General features: G+C 66.0%; 10 protein-coding genes. 6 read left to right on the top strand and 4 right to left on the bottom strand.

The window, feature by feature from the left end:
- Window positions 1-6: 6 nt before the first annotated feature.
- From RZN05_RS04015 to RZN05_RS04000, 4 genes are all read right to left on the bottom strand, one after another.
- On the bottom strand, window positions 7-1,062 hold the full coding sequence (locus RZN05_RS04015; RefSeq protein WP_317225335.1) for a glycoside hydrolase family 43 protein: 1,056 nt from the start codon (window positions 1,060-1,062) through the stop codon (window positions 7-9).
- 132 nt (window positions 1,063-1,194) lie between these two features.
- On the bottom strand, window positions 1,195-4,224 hold the full coding sequence (locus tag RZN05_RS04010; protein ID WP_317225334.1) for a TonB-dependent receptor: 3,030 nt from the start codon (window positions 4,222-4,224) through the stop codon (window positions 1,195-1,197).
- A gap of 197 nt (window positions 4,225-4,421) precedes the next feature.
- Complete coding sequence (locus RZN05_RS04005; RefSeq protein ID WP_317225333.1) at window positions 4,422-6,386, bottom strand: glycoside hydrolase family 2 protein; 1,965 nt, start codon at window positions 6,384-6,386, stop codon at window positions 4,422-4,424.
- A gap of 11 nt (window positions 6,387-6,397) precedes the next feature.
- On the bottom strand, window positions 6,398-8,758 hold the full coding sequence (locus tag RZN05_RS04000) for a GH92 family glycosyl hydrolase (protein WP_317225332.1): 2,361 nt from the start codon (window positions 8,756-8,758) through the stop codon (window positions 6,398-6,400).
- 256 nt (window positions 8,759-9,014) lie between these two features.
- Here RZN05_RS04000 and RZN05_RS03995 point away from each other — a divergent pair, with 256 nt between their 5' ends.
- The 6 genes from RZN05_RS03995 (at window position 9,015) to RZN05_RS03970 (ending at window position 20,672) form a co-directional block, all read left to right on the top strand.
- The gene (locus RZN05_RS03995; protein WP_317225331.1) at window positions 9,015-11,357 is read left to right on the top strand and encodes a GH92 family glycosyl hydrolase; all 2,343 of its coding nucleotides are present in this window, start codon (window positions 9,015-9,017) and stop codon (window positions 11,355-11,357) included.
- A gap of 329 nt (window positions 11,358-11,686) precedes the next feature.
- A complete protein-coding gene (locus tag RZN05_RS03990) occupies window positions 11,687-13,012 on the top strand; it encodes a methyl-accepting chemotaxis protein (RefSeq protein ID WP_317225330.1) in 1,326 nt (441 codons plus the stop codon).
- A gap of 5 nt (window positions 13,013-13,017) precedes the next feature.
- Window positions 13,018-13,992, top strand: a complete 975-nt coding sequence (locus RZN05_RS03985) for a hypothetical protein (protein WP_317225329.1) — start codon at window positions 13,018-13,020, stop codon at window positions 13,990-13,992.
- 11 nt (window positions 13,993-14,003) lie between these two features.
- Window positions 14,004-14,459 (top strand): hypothetical protein, encoded by a 456-nt coding sequence (locus RZN05_RS03980; protein WP_317225328.1) that lies wholly within the window; start codon window positions 14,004-14,006, stop codon window positions 14,457-14,459.
- A 29-nt stretch (window positions 14,460-14,488) separates the two neighbouring features.
- Window positions 14,489-15,589, top strand: coding sequence for a hypothetical protein (locus tag RZN05_RS03975; protein WP_317225327.1), 1,101 nt, complete (start codon window positions 14,489-14,491; stop codon window positions 15,587-15,589).
- Window positions 15,590-15,704: 115 nt separating this feature from the next.
- Window positions 15,705-20,672 (top strand): hypothetical protein, encoded by a 4,968-nt coding sequence (locus RZN05_RS03970; protein ID WP_317225326.1) that lies wholly within the window; start codon window positions 15,705-15,707, stop codon window positions 20,670-20,672.
- The last annotated feature ends 98 nt before the right edge of the window (window positions 20,673-20,770 follow it).

Genomic DNA, 20,770 nt, shown 5'->3' with positions numbered 1-20,770 from the left:
AGTTGGTCATCGTGCGCGCCGGATCGGCCGCGGCGCGACGCCATCGTTGGTCATCACCACCGGCTTGATCGTCCCGTCGGCGTTGAATTCCATGCGGTCGAGCGCGAGTTGGCGGCGCTCGCCGCTGGTTTCGCTGAGCGGACGGCGATGATAGGCGATCACCCATTCGTCGGTGCCCGGCACGTTGACCACAGAATGGTGCCCAGCGCCGCGCGCGATCTTGAAATCCTGCTGGAGGATCTTGCCCATCGGCTTGAACGGCCCGAGCGGCCCCGGCCCCATCGCATACGCGACGCTGTAATCCGGGCCGGTCCAGCCGCCCTCGGACCACATCAGGTAATAGACGCTCTTGCGCTCGATCATGAACGAGCCCTCGACATAGCCGGGGTGTGTGATCTCCTTGAAGGTCGAGCCGTCCGCGTGCGGCACGATCGACTTCAAGTCCTTGCTCAGCTTGACGACGTTGCAGTGCTGCCAGCCGCCATAATAAAGATAGACCTGCCCGTCCTTGTCGCGGAAGGCAAAGGGATCGATTGGCTGCGCGCCGTTGTGGAACTTGTCGATCAGCGGCTTGCCGAGCGCGTCCCTGAACGGCCCGCCCGGCTTGTCCGACACCGCTAGGCCGATCCCGCCGGTCTCGGCATCGCTCTGGATGTCGTTCGCACTGAAGAACATGTAATATTTGCCGTTCGCCTCGATCACCGAGGGCGCCCAGATCGCGAAGGCGGCCCAGGCGGCGTCCTTGACGTCGAAGACATGGCCATGCTTGGTCCAATGGACCAGATCGGGTGAGGAAAAGGCGTTGAAGAAGGTCTGAATGCCGTAAGAGGGGCGGACCATCTTCTGCTTGCGCAATTCGGCCTGCGCCGTGGTGAAGCCCGGTGACGTGTCCGGCACTGCGCCGTGATCCGAATAGGTCGGGTAGATCCAGTAGCGCCCGCCGAAGACGTGGATCTCGGGATCGGCATACCAGCCCGGCACGATCGGGTTCGGCGCGGGTGCCGACCCCGCAACGAGCAGCGCGGCGGCCGCTGCCAGCCCTGTCCGGATCATCGTCTTCATCGCCCCACTCTCCTGCCCCCAATCTGCCCTGACCGATGCCCGCAACCAACCATAAAGGTGGAGGTGGCCCGGGGGGATCGGGCCACCTCCTAGTTGCCTTGGGGGCATCAGGTGCGCGTCAAACGTGACGCGTCAGAAGTTGAACGACAGGCCGACATATGCCCGCCTGCCGAAATAGTTGATGTTGGTGAAACGCGCCTTGGTGTCGTTGCCGAGATACTGGCTCTCTTCCGACTTGGTCAGGTTGATGATCGACGCGCTGAGCAGGAGACCCTTGCGGATCTCGTACGAGGCGTTGAGATCCACCTGCTCATAGGGCGCGGTGTAGACGTTGAGCCCCGAGGACAGCCCACCGACTACTTCGCCGCGGCGGTTGTACGAAGCGCGCAGCAGGATCGGCCCACGCTCGTAGAAGATCGAGCCGTTGATCTGTGTCTTAGAGCTGCCGACCAGCGGCGAACTGCCCACCGACTCTCCGTCTAGCGAAACGTCCGCCACCGAAGTGTCGTTATAGGTGAAGTTGACCTGCGCACCCAGCCCGAAGGGCAGCGTGTGCTGGGCATAGACCTCCACACCCTGCGAACGCGCGTTCGACCCGTTGGCGACGGTCGAGAAGGGCTGTATCAGCACTTGCTGGCCCGCGACTTCACGCGTGACGTCGAGCACCAGCGGCACCACGAAGTCCGACACGTCCTTGCGGAACAGCGTCGCGCCGATCACCGAGCCACGCTGGAAATACCATTCCAGGCCGAGGTCATACTGCCAGGCCGAGAACGGATTGAGCTGCGAATTGCCGCCGCTGCCCGACCAGCCTTCGAACTCGCCGAACTGGTTGCGATCGAACGCATAGGCGGCCGAGCGATAGGTCAGCGATCGCGCACCCCCCAGGTCCGAGAGCGCGGGACGCGAAACCACCTTGGCGGCTGCGGCGCGGACGATCAGGTTCGGCGTGAGCTCATACGATGCGTTGAAGCTCGGCAGCCAGTCGGTATAGTCGCGGGCCTCGTTGACGCGGACGTTGATAATCCGTTCGCGCTGGCTGAGCGGCAGCACCGTGCAGTTGCCGTCGGCGCCGACCGGCCGATTGGGGTCGAACGAGCCACCCGGACCATTGACGCAATAGTCGTCGAGATATTGCAGGCGATCCGACGTGTTGCCCGACTGGTCGGTCTTCGCGACGCGCAGGCCGATATTGCCGCGGAAGCCACCGCTGCCGAAGTTGATCTGGGCATAGCCTGCCCAGACCTTCTCGTTGATGCGATAGAGGTTGTTGGGCTCGGGAACGCGGACCGCGTCGCCATAAGTCTCGTTGAGATAGGCGTAGTAGCGCTCGAAGTTGATCCCCGGCATGATGTTCGTCGTGAACCCGCCGATCAGATTGTCCATCGGCTGGTCGTAGAAGAACTCGGGCCGCGCGACCGATCCCTGCGGCGTATCCTGATAGCGCTGCAGCGTCGCTGCATTGGCATACCATTCGTTGCGCCCGGTCTCGCGCTCGATCTGCAGGTTGCGGAACTTGCCGCCGAGCTGGATCGAGTTGAGGAAGCTATTGTCGAAGCTGCGGGTCATGTCGAACTGGACGTAGCGCTGCGAAATCTCGCTGTTGTCGAAGCCCGAACCGGTCGACCCGATATCGACGCCGGCAATGCCCTTTTTGAGATTGTCGAGCACGTCGGGCGAGAACTCGAAATTCACCCGCCCGCTGCTGATGTCCCAGGCACTCAGCGCGCTGCCGTTGACATCGGCGCCGCTCTGGGTGGTCAGACGCGGCTTGATCGCGACCGAGAAGCGCGTCGAGGGGCCGCCCTCGGCGCGCGTCTCGCCGATCTTGAGCGTCGCGGCAAAGTGGCCGCTCTCGAATTTGCCTTCGGCCTCATAGGTGTTCGAGACCTGCTTCTCGCGGCTGTAGGTGCCGGTCAGCCACGGTGTTTCCATCGTGCAGACGCGCGGGTTGGTCGGCGTCTGGACCAGACATCCGGTGCCTGCGGCCGGCAGGGCGAAGCTGGCCGACTGGAAGATCGTGTTGCTCTTGTCGAACGTCACGCCGTTCCAGAACTGGCCATAGCCCCATTCGGGGATCGAGACGCGGTTCGCGACGAAATCACTGCTGTACTGGAAGCGGAAATAATTGGCGGTGATCGTCAGTTCGTCGAACGGCTTGACCTGTGCGGTCGCCTGGATGCCCAAACGCTCGCGATCCTGGTCGAACACCTCCGCCGAGACGTTCTGCGGCGCCCAGTACCCCGAATAATGCATGCCGTTCTGCATCGTCTGGCCCTGACCGGGCCAATAGGAGATCGCGTCGTTATTCTCATAGGGATTGCCGTTGACGTCCACGGCAGGCGTGATCACCTGGCCCTGCGCGTTGCGATCGCTCCACCAGCGCCACGGCCCGGCATTGCTGCGCAGTTCGCGGTTCGAGCGCTTCTGCCAGACGCCGCCGACCAGCAGGCCGAGCGTCTCGTCCTGGTTCTTCCACGAATACTGCGCGCCGATCTGCGGTTCGAACTTCTTGGTGGTGTCGGCATAGACGCCTTCGACCGAGATGAAGCCGCTATTGGCCTCGACGTCGAGCGGGCGCCGCGTGTTCAGGATGATGGTGCCGCCGACGCCACCTTCCTCGAGCCGCGCTTCGGACGACTTGTAGACTTCGGTGCTGGCGATGAAGTTCGCCGGCAACATGACATAATTGAACGAGCGCTGTGGCTGGCCGCTGTCCGCGCCGGCGAGGAAGTTGCCGTTGAGCAGCGTCTGGGTAAGGCCGGACTGTAGGCCGCGGATGCTGACGCGCGAGCCTTCGCCGCCATCGCGGGTGATGACCACGCCCGGCACGCGCTGAAGCGCGTCGGCGACGTTCTTGTCGGGGAACTTGCCGATATCCTCCGCGGTGATCACGTCGATAAAGGCGTTGGCCTCGCGCTTCTGCTGGACGCTCTTCTCGATCGACCCGCGATAGCCGGTGACGACGATATCCTGCGCCTCGACCTGCACATTCTCGAAATTGCCGTCTGCGGTGCTCGGCGCTGCCGGCGCGCTCTGCGGCTCAGCATCCTGCGCGTGCGCCACGCCACTCAGCGCGACGAACACGCTTGCCGACAGCATCAGATCTCGTGCGATCCGCTGGCGAGCCCCACCCCAGGCTCCGAACTGCTGGAACTTCATGTTCTCTCTCCTCCCATTGCCGTGGCGTCCTCGCCTCCGGCTGTTGTCGATGCCGCGAGCCCCTTGCAGCGCGTGCACCTGTCCCGATCATCCTCTGAATACTAAAATCAATTTGTCAATTAGATCGGGTCAGTTTGTTTCCGCCGTTCGACGACCCGTTAACCTTGGTCGCCGAACGGCGGGTTTTTATCGTTGGATCAGGGTGCCTTGGCCGGCGGTACCGCCGGCGCCGACTCTTCCCAGAGCGGCTTGGCCATCGCGGCGAACGCCTCGGCCGGGGCCTTGGCGACGGCGCGATCATAGGTCAGCAGCCCGTTGATCTCGCCCTCGACATCGGTGGTCTGGGTGTAGACCGCGGCGCTGAGGCCATAGACCCTGGCCTGGCGGACGATCTCGTCGAACTTGCGCTTGTAGCGCGCGAGATAGTCGTCGGCGTCCTTGGCGACCTGATAGCTCCAGTTGCGCTTGCCCGCGCGCCACAGATGATTGTCGATCGGGCGCCCCACCCCGCCATATTCGCCGATCACGATCGCGCGCTCGGCTTGGCGTGTCGGCACCTTGGGCACATCCTCATAGGTGTGGATGTCGAACACGTCGGAATCGCGTCCGGCAACGTCCAGCCAGCCGCTGTCCGAATTGACCAGCCGGCTCGGGTCCATGCCGCGCACCAGCTTGGTCAGCGTGGCGGAATCATACTGGCCCCAGCCCTCGTTGTTGACCACCCACATCACGATCGAGGGGAAGGCACGCAGTTCGCCGATCATCTGGGTGAGCTCGGCCTGCTGGTCGCTGATCATGTCCGACGAGAAAATCGCCTGGCTCTGGCTTGTGCCGGCGAGGAACTGGTCCTCGCCGCCGCCCGAGGGCATGTCCTGCCACACCAAGATGCCCATGCGATCGGTGTCGTAATAATAGCGCGCCGGCTCGACCTTGATATGTTTCCGGACCATGTTGAACCCGGCCTTCTTCAGGAACTCGAGGTCGTAGCGCATCGCCTCTTCCGACGGCGGGGTCAGTAGTCCGTCGGGCCACCAGCCCTGGTCGAGCGTGCCATTGTGGAAATAGGGCTTGTTGTTGAGCAGCAGCATCGGCTGGCCGGTCACCGTGCCGGGGCCGACCGAGATCTTGCGCATCGCGAAATAGGCCTTGACCGTGTCGCGCGGCGCGCCGGTCACCTGCGCGCCGGCATAGGCTTCGCTCTCGCCGGTGGTGAAGCGCGAGTCATAGGCGACGCGGTTGCGCTCGGGCTTGCCGGCATAGGGGTCCTTGATCGTCACCAACTCGGCATCGAGATCGTAGAGGAACGGGTCCTCGGGCGACCAGAGATGCGCGTTGGGGATCGCGATGCTGGCATGGCGATTGGCGCGGACGATCGTCGAGGCGATCGGCTGGCCGCCCGAGCGGACGGTGAGACGTACGGCGTCGGTATCGTTCGCCCAGGCGCTCAGCGCGACATCGACTTCGATCCTGCCGGTATCGATGTTGGGCGTCGCGCGGACGTCGGCGATGTGAAGCTTGGAGACCGGCTCGATCCACACGGTCTGCCAGATCCCGCTTGACGCAGTGTACCAGATGCCTTCGGGCTCGAGGATCTGCTTGCCGCGCGGCTGGCTGCCCGCGCTGGTCGGATCGGCGACCTGGACGACGACTTCGTTGCTGCCGGGCTTGAGCGCCGCAGTGATGTCGAAACCGAATGCGTCGGAGCCCCCCTTGTGCGCACCGACCGGAGAACCGTTGACCCAGACCACCGCCTCGTAGTCGACCGCGCCGAAGTTGAGCCGAACGTTCTGTCCCGCCCAGTCGGCCGGCACGGTGAAGGTGCGGCGATACCAGATTCGATCGTCGGGCGTGACTTTCCGCGCGACGCCCGAGAGGCGCGATTCGACGGCGAAGGGCACCAGGATCTTGCCGTCCATCTTGGTGGGCTGGGGCGTCCCCGCCCTGGTAATCGCATAGTCCCACAGGCCGTTGAGATTCTGCCACTTGTCGCGCTGAAGCTGCGGGCGCGGATAGCTGCGCCAGGCATTTTCGGGGGTCACCGCCTTGCCCCAGCGCGTGGCGATCGCGCCGGTATAGACCTTGTCGCCCTTCGGCGCTTCCTGCGCCAGTACCGCGCTGGCCGGAAGAAAGGCCAGCATCGAGGCTAGGATCATCGTGCGCATGAATATCCTCTTTAGTGTCGCGTCATCGAAGGCGGCGCATCGCCGGGAGCGCCGCCCCAATTGCTCGGCTTCGGCCCCATCGTCAGCACCAGCTTGGCGCCGTTCGCGATATCGGCATGGCGGAACCACGGCTTGGTCCAGGCACGGCCATTGAGCGTCGCCGACTGGATGTAGAGGTTCTTCGCCGAATTGTTCCTGGCGGTGATTTCCAGCGTCTTGTTGTTACCCATCTGGAGCACCGAGCGATCGAAAAGCGGGCTTGCGATGATATATTCGTCGCTCGACGGATCGACCGGATAGAAGCCCAGTGCGGCCATCGCGTACCAGGACGAGGTGGCACCCTGGTCGTCCATTCCCGAATAGCCATAGCCGCTGGCATCGCTGCCATAGAGATCGTCGAGAACGCGACGGCTGAGTTCCTGCGTCTTCCACGGCTGGCCGCTCCACGCATACAGGAACGGCGCCTGCTGGTCGGGCTGGTTGCCGTGGACGTACTGGCCGATCATCCCCGTGCAATCGCGGCAGATGCCGGTCGGATTGTACGGTTTGGTAAAAAATTCGTCCAACTTAGCATTGAATGCGGTTCGACCGCCGAGCGCATCGATCAGCCCCTGGACGTCGTGCGGCACCAGCCACAGCGTCGACCAGCCCGATGCCTCCTTCATCATGAAGTTGTAATAGGGTTCGGCCGGATCGAACGGGCTGATCCACTTGCCGTCGGCGGTGCGGCCCCGGACGAAGCCGATCGAGCGATCGAACACGTTGCGCCAATTGCCCGCGCGCTTGCGGAACAACTGCGCGTCGGCGCGCTTGCCGAGCCGCTCGGCCATCTCGGCCATCGCATGATCGTCCCAGGCATATTCCATCGTCTTGGCGACGCCGGCCTTGCCGCCGGCATAAGGCGGGCTGGGATTGCCCTTGGGGATCTCGTCCGAGATCCAGCCCTGCTTGTCATATTCGGCAAGGAAGTCGCGCGGCCCCTTGGGATCGGTCGCGTTTTTCCGGAGAAACGCATAGGCCGCTTCATAGTCGAACGCGATGCCGCGCCGCATCGCGCCGAGATAGAGGAACACGGCATTGTCGGCATGGAACGACGTGTTCATGAACCCCCGTTCGCGTGCCATGTCGAGCTCGGACTGCATGATGTCGCGCACCACCTCGGGCTCCATCAACTCGAGCAGCACGATCTGGTTGCGGCCGGTATCCCAGAACGGCACCGGGCCGTAGCGGTCGTAGCCCGCGGTCTGGGTCTTGCCGTTACCGTCGGTGAAGGCCTCGCCTTTCCGCGCGACCAGCCGCGGGCTGGCGAAGGACTGGAACAGCGTCGAATAGAACAGCATGCGCTGCTTGGGTGTCCCACCGCTGACCTGGACACGATCGAGCAGCTTCGCCCATTCGGCACGCGCCTTGCCCCGGATGCCGTCGAAGTCCCAGCCCGGGCTCTCGGCGCGCAGCCGCGCCTCGGCACCTTCGTAGCTCGCGCCATGCGCGATCTTGACCAGCACCGCCTCGCCCGCCTTGGTGGTGAAGTCGAGATAGGAGCCGGCAAACCCGCCCTCGATGCTGCGCGTGTCGGGCTGGACGTCCTTGTCGCCGATGCCATAGCCGCGATTGGTGCCGGGCGATTTGCGGAAGGTGCCGAAGCGCTTGAACGGCTTGGAGAATTCGGCGACGAAATAGCGGCCGTCGCGCGTGTCCTTGTCGCCTCGCCCGGTGATCACGCCGCGCACAGTGCGATCGCCGACGATCTCCACGCTGCCGCCGCGACCCTGCAGATTGAGGATCACATGCGCGCGCTCGGTCGCCGGGAAGGTGAAGCGCATCAGCGACGTCGCCTGCGTTGCGGTCAGTTCGACCTTGGTCTTGAAGGTATCGAGGAACACCGAATAATAGCCCGGCGACGCCGTCTCGCGCGCCTTGTCGTAATAGGCTTCGGTATAGACCGGCGGCACCGTCCAGTCGCCGACGATCGGCATCAGCGTCGGCGTCGCGCGCGCGCCATAGGTCGGCCCGCCGCCGCCGGTGAAGCCGATCATCGTCGGGTTGGTATAGTAATAGGGGGTAGCGACGCCCCAGGGATAGCTCAGCTCGACATTCGAATTGATCGGCGCGGCCTCGACGGCGCTGTGCGGCAGCCGCGCGCCGGGCGAAGTCAGCCCCGAATAGAGCGGCTCGCCCGCGGGCGGCGCGTTGCCGATCAGCTCGGGGCGATCCAGCGGCGCAGTGCCGACCAGCGGATTGGCGAGGTCGACCGGCTGCGTCGAGCGGGTGCGATCCTGTGCGGAGACCGGCGCGCCTAGCAGCGCCGCCGCAGTCGTCAGCAGCGCCAGCCGCCGTACCATATTCGAAGCGAATTGCGACCGAACCGTCATATCCTCTCCCTGCCCTGTGAGGGGAGTTCGGCCTCCCCTTCGAATCGTCTTGGACGCGCTTTCACCCGTCCGTTCGCGACCTTGGACGCGAGAGATCATTTAAATAAATCATTTTGTCAATTGAAAGCCGCAGGGCCTTGAGGCAGTTTCCCGCACAAGGACCGGACGCGAGATCACAAGGCGATTTTGCCTGTCCGGCGAGCGTGCTAGCGCTCGTTCCAGCGACAAGCGCGACAGCGCCGAGGAGGGAAATGCCATGCGTATCACCAGCAAGATCAGCATCGCCGCGCTGGCATTCGGCCTCGCTACTGCCGCTCCCGCGCAGGACTCTCCCGCCCCCGCGCCCGGCGGCATCGCCGATGTCGATCCCTTCATCGGCACCGGCGGCGAAGGCCACACGTTTCCGGGCGCCGTCGCACCGTTCGGCATGGTCCAGTTGAGCCCCGACACCGACACCACCTGCGTGATCCGCGAATGCTATCCGCACGCCGCGGGCTATCGCTACGAGGATCCGACGATCCAGGGCTTCTCACACACCCATTTCTCCGGCGCGGGCCATTCGGATCTCGGCGATTTCCTCGTCATGCCGACGAGCGGCGACACGGTCGCGCTCGAGCCCGGCGATGCCAAGACGCCCGGCTCGGGCTACCGCTCGCGCTTCTCGCACGCCGAAGAGACCGCCACGCCGGGCTATTACGCCGTCACCCTTTCCGACGCGAAGGTCCGCGCCGAGATGACTGCGGGCACCCGTATCGGCATCCACCGCTACACCTTCCAGCCCGGCGCCGCCGCGCACCTCGTGCTCGATCTGCGCTCGTCGCTGTACAATTATCCGGGCAAGATCCTGTGGTCGTCGCTGCGCCTCCACCCCGACGGCACGATCACCGGCACGCGCGAGACCCGCGGCTGGTCGGCGGGCCGGAAACTCCATTTCGCGATGCGCTTCTCCGCGCCGCTGACCAGCCATGCCTTCCTCAACAAGGAGGAAAAGGTCGAGTATAGGGGCTTCCAGGCGCCGGGCCGCGGCTCGAACGCCCTCTCCCAGCTATCGGGCCGCGCGCTGGTCGCGCAACTCGACTTCGGCAAGCTCGATCGCCCGCTCGAAGTGAAGGTCGCGCTATCGATGGTCGACGAGGCCGGCGCGCTCGCCAACCTCGCTGCCGAGCCGGGCGATTTCGACGCGGTCCGCCAAGGCACTGCCGCGGCATGGCAGCGCGAACTCGGCGCGCTTGAGATCGACGCCCCCGCGCCAATGCGGAAGATGCTCTACACCGCGTTCTACCACACGCTGATCGCCCCTTCGATCGCGGGCGATGCCGATGGGCGCTATCGCGGCCCCGACGACCAGGTCCACCAGGCGAAGGACTTCACCTTCCGCTCGACCTTCTCGCTCTGGGATACCTTCCGCGCCGAGCATCCGCTGCTCACCCTCGTCCAGCCCGACAAGGTCAACAGCGACATCGTCAACTCGCTCCTCGCCAGCCAGGCGGCGAGCCCGCACGGCATCCTGCCGGTCTGGCAGTTCCACGGCCGCGAGACCTGGACAATGATCGGCTATCACGCCGTCCCGGTGATCGCCGACGCCTATCTCAAGGGCGTGCGCGGCTTCGACGCGAACGACGCGCTCGACGCGATGGTCAAAAGCGCGAGCTACGCCCCGTATGGCGGGCTGGACGACTATATGCAGCACGGTTACGTCGCGATCGACCGCGAGCCCGAGGCCGCGTCGAAGACCGTCGAATATGCCTATGACGACTGGACGATTGCGCGGATGGCGCGCGCAATGGGCAAGACCGACGTGGCCGCGACCTTCGACAAGCGCGCCGCCAATTGGCGCAATACGTTCGACAAGGGCACCGGCTTCGTTCGCGCCCGCAAATCAGACGGCGCGTTCCGCACGCCCTTCGATCCCACTGCGATCAACTATGGTTCGGACTATACCGAGGGCAATGCCTGGCAATATAGCTGGTTCGTGCCGCACGACCAGGCGGGGCTGTTCGCGCTGATGGGCGGCGACAAGGCGGTCGTATCGAAGCTCGACAAGATGTTCGATTTCGACAATTCGAAGCTCGACTATAGTCATGCCGAAGATATTGCCGGGCTGATCGGCCAGTATATACACGGCAACGAGCCCAGCCACCACGTCGCCTATCTCTACAACTATGCCGGCGCGCCGTGGCGCACGCAGGAGCGGCTCAAGCAGATCCTCGACAGCCAGTACAAGCCCAGCCCCGACGGGCTTTCGGGCAATGACGATCTCGGTCAGATGTCGGCCTGGCTGCTCTTCTCGGCGATCGGCTTCTATCCGGTGGCGCCGGGCAGCCTCGAATATGTCATCGGGCGCCCCTTCACCAATCGCACCACGCTCAACCTGCCGAACGGCAAGCGCTTCGCCGTGGTTGCCGACGGGCTCGACGACGCGCACCCCTATATCGGCGCAGTCACCCTCAACGGTCGCGCGCTGGATCGCTCGTATCTCCGCCACGACGAGATCGTCGCCGGCGGCGAGCTGCGCTTTCGGATGCAGGCGAAGCCCAATCGCAGCTGGGCAACAGGCAAGGCTGCCCGCCCCTTCTCCACCGCGACGGCGCACAACTAGGGTTAACCGCCGCACCCCGCGCGGAGGAACCCACTTTTCGTTTACGTCAACGTCAATTGTGCACCTGCGAAGAGAAGTCGAATAGTAATTCATGTGTCTGGAATATTTCAGATCAAGATTAGTTGGCACGCCTGCGTAATTCCCCGTCCGTCGATAGCTGTTTCCCCTCGCAACTTGGATCAATAGCTCTCAAAACGGATGTAATTGCCCCGACCGATCCAAATAGTCGCTGACTCAACCCTCTATAAACCAAGCTGATCTCCTACGCCGTCCGAGAACCGGATCGTTACGGGGGTAATCCTAGTGGTTTCTACTGAGGAGTTCAGGCCGTGAATTGGTTTACAGCGCATGCTCCGATCCGGCTCAAGCTGCTGATCGCTTTCGGTGCAATGGTCGCGCTGGTCGCCGTCCAGCCGCTTGCTTCGCTGATCGCGGGCCCGTCTTCGGTGTTCGTCGTCGGTCTTGGCGCGACGGCAGTCGCCGCAGTGCTCGGGTTCGTCTTCCGCAACGCGATCGCGACGCCCTACGTCACCACCGTGCTGCGCATGGAAGCGCTCGCGAAGGGCGACCTAGCCAGTACGATCCAGTTCACCGACTATCGCGACTGCGTCGGCCGGATGACCAAGGCGATGTTCGCCTTCCGTGACTCGGCCCAGGCGCAGATCGCGCTCAATGCCGAGGCCGAGAAGCACGCATGCCTGGTGCGCGGCATGACCAGCAACTTCAAGCGCCTCGCCGATGGCGACCTCACTGCCGATATCGTCGAGGACTATCCCGCCGAATACGCGCCGCTCAAGGCCGCGTTCAACGAAGCGCTGAACGGCCTGCGCGCGCTGATCGGCTCGGTCACGCAGAGCGCCGAGACGATCCGCGCGGGATCGAGCGAGATCGCCGGCGCGTCGGAATCGCTCGCGCGCCGCACCGAAGCGAACGCCGCCAGTCTCGAAGAGACCTCGGCCGCGATCGCCCAGATCGACGGCCGCCTCAAGTCCAACGCCGCCGCCGCCAAGCGCACCGTCGAGCGTGCCGATGGCGCGATCTCCACCGTCGGCAGCGGCCGTTCGGTGACCGGCGAGGCCGTGCAGGCGATGAGCCGCGTCTCGGAGAGCGCCAAGGGCATCGACGACGTGATCGAGGGCCTCGACAAGATCGCTTTCCAGACCCGCGTGCTGGCAATGAACGCCGCAGTCGAAGCCGGCCGTGCCGGTGAGGCGGGCCGTGGCTTCGCGGTCGTCGCAGATCTCGTCTCGGCGCTCGCGATGCGCGCCGAGGAGGAAGCCAAGCGCGCGCGCGAACAGCTCACCGTCACCCAGAGCGAAGTGCTGACTGCCGTCGAGATGGTCCAGCGTGTCGATGGCGCGCTCGCCGCGATCTCGGGCGATGTCGACGAAGTCCATGCGCTGCTCAGCGAGATGGCGTCCGACAACCAGGCCCAGGCTCAGGCGATCTCGCAGATCACCGGTTCCGTTGGCACGATGGACACCGCGACCCAGCAGAACGCTGCGATGGTCGAGGAAACCTCGGCGGCTGCGCGCAACCTCGATGTCGAGGTCAACATGCTCGCCGACCAGGCGGCGCGGTTCCGCACCGGCGCCGGCGACATGCCGACGCGTGCCGCCGCGCGCCCCGCCCGCCCCGCGCTGTCGCTCCACTGAGTCCGATGAACCGCCGCCCGCCTCTCTCGCAGCCTGCCCCGGCAGCACGGCATCGTCGCCGCGCGCTGGGTGCAGGCGCGGCGTGCGCGCTCCTCGCGAGCGCCACCCCGGTGCTCGCCCAGCGCGCGGGCAGCGAGATCCGCAACATCGCCACTGCCGAGCTGGAGATCGAGGGCACGCCCACGCGCATCGCCTCGAACGCCGCGACGCTGCGCGTGGCCGAAGTGCTCGACATCCGCCTCGCCGCGACCGGCAACGGCACCGCGATCGACGGCGCAGGCAGCGCCGTGCCGTTCACCCTGGTCAATGCCGGCAACGGCAGCGAGCGCTTCGTCCTCGCGGGCACGCTCGAGGCGACCGGCGGCAGCATCCGCGGCTTCGCGATCGACGCCAACGGCAACGGTGTGTTCGACGCCGGTGAGACGCTACTCGACGGCACCACGCCGGCCCTTGCCCCCGGCCAGTCGCTGGCGCTGCTCGCCGTGCTCGATCCGGGCATGCTCGGCGCCGGCGCGGCGATCAACCTGTTCGCCCGCGCGCTCACCGGCTCGGGCGATCCCGGCACGCGCTATCCCGGCCGCGGCGACCTGGGCGTCGACGCGATCGTCGGCAACACCACTGCCGAATCGAATCTGCGCATCTCGCTCGTCCCCGGCTCGGCGCCCGGCGCCAGCCTGGAAAAGAGCCAGTCGGTGCTCGCCCCCGACGGCAGCACGATGCTCGTGCGCGGCACCTTCATTACCTACACGCTCGTCGCCCGTTTCGACGGCAGCGGCACTGCGCGCCAGATCCAGGTCGCCGATCCGATCCCCTCGGGCACCCGCTACATCCCCGGCAGCCTGACCCTCGACGATGCCGTGCTCAGCGACGCCGCCGACGGTGATGCCGGCACCTTCGACGGCAGCAGCATCGCCGTCGCGCTGGGTGACGTCGCGCGCGCCGCCACCCGCACCATCCGCTTCAAAGTCCGAATCCAGTGAGGAGTATGCCTGTGTCGATTACCCTGTCGCTTGTACTCGCCGCCGCCGCCCCGGCAGCGCCGTCGCCGATCGAGATCACCTCGAGCGTGCTCGCCGAGAAGAAGGCTTCGGCCGCCGATGGTACCACGCGGGTCGAGCTCGTCGCCCCCAAGCGCGTCACCCCAGGTGACCGCGTCGTCTACCGCATCGACTATCGCAACAACGGCAAGCAGGCCGCGAGCGGATTGGTGATCGCCAACCCCGTTCCCGCCGCGATGCAATATTCAGGTCCCGCCGATGGATCGCCCGCGCCCGAGCTTTCGGTCGATGGCCAGACCTTCGGCCCCCTCTCCGCGCTCAAGGTTCGCAACGGTGCCTCGCTCCGCCCGGCCGTTGCTTCCGATGTGCGCGTAGTCCGCTGGCGTCTCGCCCAGCCCCTCGCCGCCGGTGCCAAGGGCCAAGTGTCCTTCCGCGCCACTCTCAAGTGATCCTCACTGCCCAAGAAAGTTAGTTCGTCATGTACAGAAAGAAGTTGCATCATGCGCTGCTCGGCAGCGCCGCGATCGCCGTCGGCGTGACCGGCGCGAGCGCCGCGCAGGCCCAGCAGACCCCTGCTGGCACCAGCGTCAACAACCAGGCCACCGTTACCTATGAAGTCGGCGGCAATCCGGCCTCGGTGTCATCGAACGTCGCCACCTTCGTGGTCGATAAGAAGGTTAATCTGACCGTCGCCGAAGTCGGCGGCGCGCCCACCCAGACCTCGCTCGGCGCGGTCGATCAGGTGACCACCTTTACCGTCACCAACCTCACCAACTCGGTGCAGGACTTCCGGCTCGAGGCCGACCAGCAGCTGGTTTCGATCCCGCTGCTCGGCGTCGACAATTTCAACATGAACAACCTGCGTGCCTTCGTCGACAGCAACGGCAACGGCACCTATGACGCGGGCGTCGATGTCGCGACCTATATCGACGAGCTCGCGCCGGACGCGACCGTCACCGTGTTCATCGTCGGCAACACGCCCAACACGCCGGGTGCCGACACCGCGATCGTCTCGCTCAACGCAGTCGTCGCCGCCGGCGGCAGCGGCGGCGCGCTGGGTGCCGACCTCGTCGCCAGCTCGACGCTGGTCGCCGACTCGCCGACCACGGTCGAAACCGTCTTCGCCGACGATACCGGCCTGCTCGATGCGCTCCGCAACGGCCAGCAGCGCGCGTTCGACGCCTACAAGATCTCCACCGCGGTGGTGACGATGCTCAAGAGCGCGACCGTGATCAGCGATCCGGTCAACCTGTTGGTGAATCCGCATCCGATTCCGGGCGCCGTGGTCGAATATTGCATGAAGGTGAGCAACGCCGGCCCCGGCACCGCGGCGAACCTGACGCTCAGCGACTCGATCCCCGCGAACAGCACGTTCGTCCCGGGCTCGATCTCGGTCGGCACGTCGGGCATCCTCGGTGCCTGCATCCTGGTCGGCACGTCGGAAGACGACAACAACACCGGCGCCGACGAGACCGACCTGTATGGCGGTTCGTTCGACGGCACCACCGTGCGCGCCACGCTGCCAACCGTGGCGTCGTCGACGTCCATGTCCGTCGCGTTCCGCGTGACCGTCAACTAACCGAACCGTCTCGCTTTCGAGACTGTCTCAACCGGCGCGCGGGAAACCCCCGCGCGCCGGAACGGGAACCTGCATGCTGCGAAATCCTGCCCCTTTGCGCGCCTTTGGCCGCGCCATGGCACTCGCCATCGCCACGCTGTCGATCCCGACGGCGGGGGCGCAGACGATTCGCAACACTGCGACCATGTCTTTCCAGAGCGCCGCGGGCGCGCAGACGATCGCGTCCAACACGGTGACGCTCGATCGCGCGAAACGCCCTACGCAGATGCGCTTCCACGAAATTCCCAAGGGCTACGACTTTGTCGGCCTTGATTGCCAGACCCAGCCCAACCTCCAATTCACCCCGAGTCGGGTCTCGCCCTCGCAGCTTGCTGCAGCGCCGCCGCTCGCCACGATCGAGCGCGGCCAGGCGCTCATCGTCGAGCTCGACGCACAGGCCGAGAACCATGATCCCAATGTGCGGGACGTCGCGTGGATCGACGTGTCGGCGGGCGAACTGTCGGTCAAGCTGCCGCTGACCGAGACCTCCGAGAACACCGGCGTGTTCGCCGGGGGCATCTCCGCGTCGGGCACGCATCCCGAATTCGCCCCCTGCGACCTCGCCAAGCGCGCGTCGGGCGACAAGATCCGCGTGTCGTTCACGGGCAGCGAGGACAGCTTCGAATCCTTCGCCGACGTCCTCGTCGATCCCGAAGGCTATGTCTTCGATTCGCTCACCGGCAAGCCGGTCGACGGCGCCACCGTCACGCTGATCGACGACGCCACCGGCCTGCCCGCGGCGATGGTCTATGGCGATGACGGGATCAGCGCCTATCCCAACACCGTCGTCACCGGCACCAGCGCGACCGATGCCAGCGGCCAGGTCTATCCCTTCTCGCCCGGCAATTTCCGCTTCCCGCTCGCGCCCAAGGGCAAGTACCGCCTCAAGGTGACCCCGCCCGCGGGCTATAGCGCGCCCTCGATGGTCGCGCAGGACGTCGTCTCGAAATTCACCGGCCCGCCGGGTGCGTACCGCATCAGCGACGCCTCCTATGGCGGCGTGTTCGAGCTCGCCGACCCCGAGCCCGTCCATATCGACATCCCGATCGATCCCGAAAAGTCGCGCACTCTGATTCTGCGCCAGTTCACGCTCGAAAAGACCGCCTCGGTGCGCGAAGCTTCGCCCGGCGAGTTCGTCCAGTATCGCCTGGAAGCCCGCTATTTCGGACTCGACCCGATGGTCAGCGAGATCGTCGTCGACGATATGCTTCCCTCGGGGCTGCGCTATCGTGCCGGCACCACCCGCGGCGCGCCCGAGCCGACCGTCTCGGCCGACGGCCGCAAGCTCTCCTTCCGCCTGCCGCGCATGATGGGCGAGAGCAGCAGCGCAATCAGCTACGTCCTCTCGGTCGTCCCGGGCGCGAAGCAGGGCGAGGCAGTCAACCGCGCGATCGCCTGGACCGCCGCCGGCCGCACCGCCGAGGCGAGCGCCTCGGTGCGTATCCGCCCGCTTCTGATGACCGATGCAATGACCCTCACCGGCCGCATCACCGAAGGCGGCTGCGGCGACCCCTTGCGCAACCGCAAGGGCGTCGGCGGCATCCGCGTCGTGCTCGAGGACGGCAGCTTCACCGTCACCGACGCCAGCGGCTTCTACCATTTCGAGGGCGTCCGCCCGGGCACGCACGTCGTCCAGCTCGACACCGCCAGCATCCCGGCGACCCACGCCCCCGCGACCTGCGACCGCGACACGCGCAGCGCCGGCAGTGACATCTCGCGCTTCGTCGAGGGCCAGGGCGGCAGCCTCCAGCGCGCCGACTTCCAGCTCGTCCTCACCGGCAAGGCGGCCGTCGCCGACACTACGCTGCCCGTGGTAGCCACCGACGACGCCCTCGCCGCGGGCAACCGCCCCGACTGGCTCGAAAATGCCGCCCCGGGCACCGCCGACTGGCTGTTCCCCGAGATGGACCACAATCCGCGCTCGCCCGCGCTGCGCGTCGTCATTCGCCACCAGCCCGGCCAGCGCATCGCGCTTTCGGTGAACGGCAAGCAGGTCGACGCGCTCAGCTTCGACGGCACCGATGCCGACACGGCACGCGGCATCGCGATCTCGCGCTGGACCGGCTTGCCCCTCGCCGAGCGTGACAACAAGCTCGAGGCACGCGTCCTCGACAAGGACGGCAACCTCGTCACCACGCTCACCCGCACCGTCCATTACGCGAACGTGCCGCTGCGCGCCGAGCTGGTCGCCGCCAAGTCGCGCCTGGTCGCCGACGGCCTCACCAAGCCGCTGGTCGCGATCCGCGTCATCGATCGCGACGGCCGTCCGGTCCGCGCCGGCACCATCGTCCCCTTCCGCGTCGATCAGCCCTATGGCGCGGCGCTGGAGAACGAGGCGCAGCAGGGCCGCCAGCTCGCCGGCCTGGACCGTACCGAGGCGACCGCGCGCGTCATCGGCGACGAGGGCCTCGCCTTCGTCGCGCTCCAGCCGACCACCCAGGCCGGCAGCGCCCACATCACGATCAAGCTCGCCGATCAGGGCCTTGTCCAGACCAGCGAGATCAAGGCCTTCCTCGCCGCCCCGGCGCGCGACTGGATGGTCGTCGGCTTCGCCCGCGGCACCGCCGGGTTCGACATGCTTCGCTCGAAGAGCAAGTCCCTGCCCCACGGCGACCGCAACAGCATCACCACCGACGGCCAGGTCGCGCTCTATGCCAAGGGCCGGATCAAGGGCTCGTGGCTGCTCACGCTCGCATACGACAGCGACCGCGCCTATGATCCCGATCGCGGCCTGCTCGGCACGATCGATCCGAACCGCTATTACACCGTCTACGGCGATGCCAGCCAGCAGGCCTATGACGCGCCGACCCGCGGCAACCTTTATCTCCGCATCGAGCGCAAGGCGTTCTACGCCCTGTTCGGCGATTTCGAGACCGGCTTCGTCGACACCCGCCTGACCCGCTACAGCCGCACGCTGAACGGCGTGAAGGCCGAGGCTGCGGGCGACACGGTGACCTTCAGCGCCTTCGCCGCACGCGACGAGGACCGGTATGGCCGTGACGAGATCCAGGGCAACGGCCTGTCGGGCCCCTATCGCCTCTCGGCGCGCGACATCGTGCCGAACAGCGACAAGATCAGCCTCGAAACCCGCGACCGCCTCCGCTCGGACCGCATTCTCGACAGCAAGCTGCTGACTCGACACATCGACTACGACGTGGATGCGATCGCCGGCACGCTGCGCTTCCGCGAGCCGATCCTCAGCCGCGATGCCGATCTCAACCCGGTCTACATCGTCGCCGATTACGAGACGTATGGCCGCGGCCGCAAGCTCGCCGCCGGCGGCCGCGGCGCGGTCAAGCTCGCCAAGGGCAAGGTCGAGCTGGGCGCCAGCGTCCTCCACGACGAGGCCCAGTCGAATGCCACGGTCGCTGGGATCGATCTGCGCGCCAAGCCGATCGAAGGCGTCGAAGTCCGCGCCGAAGTCGCCACCGGCGGCCGCGACGGCCTGCGCTCGGCCCAGGCGATCAATGCCGAAGTCGAGCATCATGGCGGCGGCGTCGACGTCCTCGCCTATCTGCGCCGTCAGGACGTCGGCTTCGGCGTCGGCCAGCAGAATGGCGGCGAGGCAGGCACCAGCAAGGCGGGCGCCGATGCGCGCCTCCAGCTGGGCGGCGGCCTGTCGGCCACGATCACCGGCTGGCGCCAGGAAGACCTGACCAGCGACGCCAGCCGCACCGCCGGCGAAGCCCGTCTGGAGTATCGCAAGTCTTCCAGCCTGATCTTCGCCGGCGCGCAGTTCGCCGCCGATCGCACCCTCGACGGCGAAAGCCGCAACTCGACGCTGCTCACGCTGGGCGGCACCCAGTCGCTGCTCAACAACAAGCTCGAGCTCACCGGCCAGGCGCAGATGGCGATCGGCGGCGCCGACGACAGCACCGATTTCCCGGCGCGCCAGCAGATCAGCGCGAGCTGGCGCGTGCGCAACGGCGTCCGCCTGATCGCCGGCTACGAGATCGCCAAGGGCGACGACTATCTCGCGCACAATGCCCGGCTCGGCTTCGAAGTCGCCCCCTGGAGCGGCGCGCGGCTGATGTCGGCGATCAACCAGCAGGCGACGGACCTGGCCGATCGCGAGAATGGCCGCCGCACCTTCGCGCAATACGGCCTGAGCCAGTCGCTGCCGCTGAGCAAGCACTGGACCGTCGACGCGACGATCGACGCCAGCCGCACGATCTCGGGCGAAGTGCCGGAAACCAGCCTGTCGCGCCCGGTGATCGGCAATTCGATCCTCGGCCAGAACGTTCGCGAAGGCGATTTCATCGCGGTCACCGCGGGCGCCAATTATCGCAGCGAGCTGTGGTCGTGGAACGGCCGCGCCGAATATCGCACCTCGGAGGAATCGCGCCGTATCGGCGTCACCAGCAACCTGCTGCGCACGCTCGGCGAGGGCAAGACGCTGGCCTCGTCGCTCCGCGCCTATCGCACCACCGACAGCAACGGCCGCTCGGTCACCTCGGCCACGGGCGACCTCGCGCTGGCGCTGCGCCCGGCGGACAGCCCCTGGTCGCTGCTCGAGCGCTTCACCCTGCGCCACGAAAAGGCCGATCAGGGCGTGACCGAGAACAATGTCCTCAACGTCCCCACGTTCGTCCAGGGCGGCCTCGCCACCTTCCGCGCGGTCAACAGCCTCGCGATCGGCTACCGCTCGGGTGCCGAGGGTGCGTCGCATGGGTTCGAGGCAAGTGTATATTATGGCGCCAAATATGTCCGCGGCCGCTATGCCGACGAGAAGCTCGACGGCTTCATCGACGTGATCGGCGCCGAGATCCGCAAGGACATCCGCCGCAACCTCGACATCGGCGTCCAGGGCAGCGTCCAGCACAGCTGGACCGAGGGCAGCGCCGCTTTCTCGGTCGGGCCGAGCGTCGGCGTCTCGCCGGGCAAGGGCATGTGGTTCAGCGCCGGCTACAATATTGCCGGCTATCGCGACCGCGACTTCGAAGACGAGCGGTACACGCGCCAGGGACCGTATGTGACGTTGCGCGCCAAGTTCGACCAGTCGCTCGTCCGCACGGCCCGCGAACTTATCGGAGGACGGAAATAATGCTCCGAATTTTCCCGATTTCGATCAAGAAGACCGGGGTGACTGGTTTAATTACCTACTTGCGATCCTTCCCTAATGCTTCAATAATTCATTTCGCT

This window comes from Sphingomonas sp. HF-S4 (assembly GCF_032911445.1).
In the GTDB taxonomy this organism is placed as follows: Bacteria; Pseudomonadota; Alphaproteobacteria; order Sphingomonadales; family Sphingomonadaceae; genus Sphingomonas; species Sphingomonas agrestis.
The sequence above is the reverse complement of the archived record's forward strand: the minus strand, read 5'-3'. Positions and strand labels throughout refer to the sequence as shown.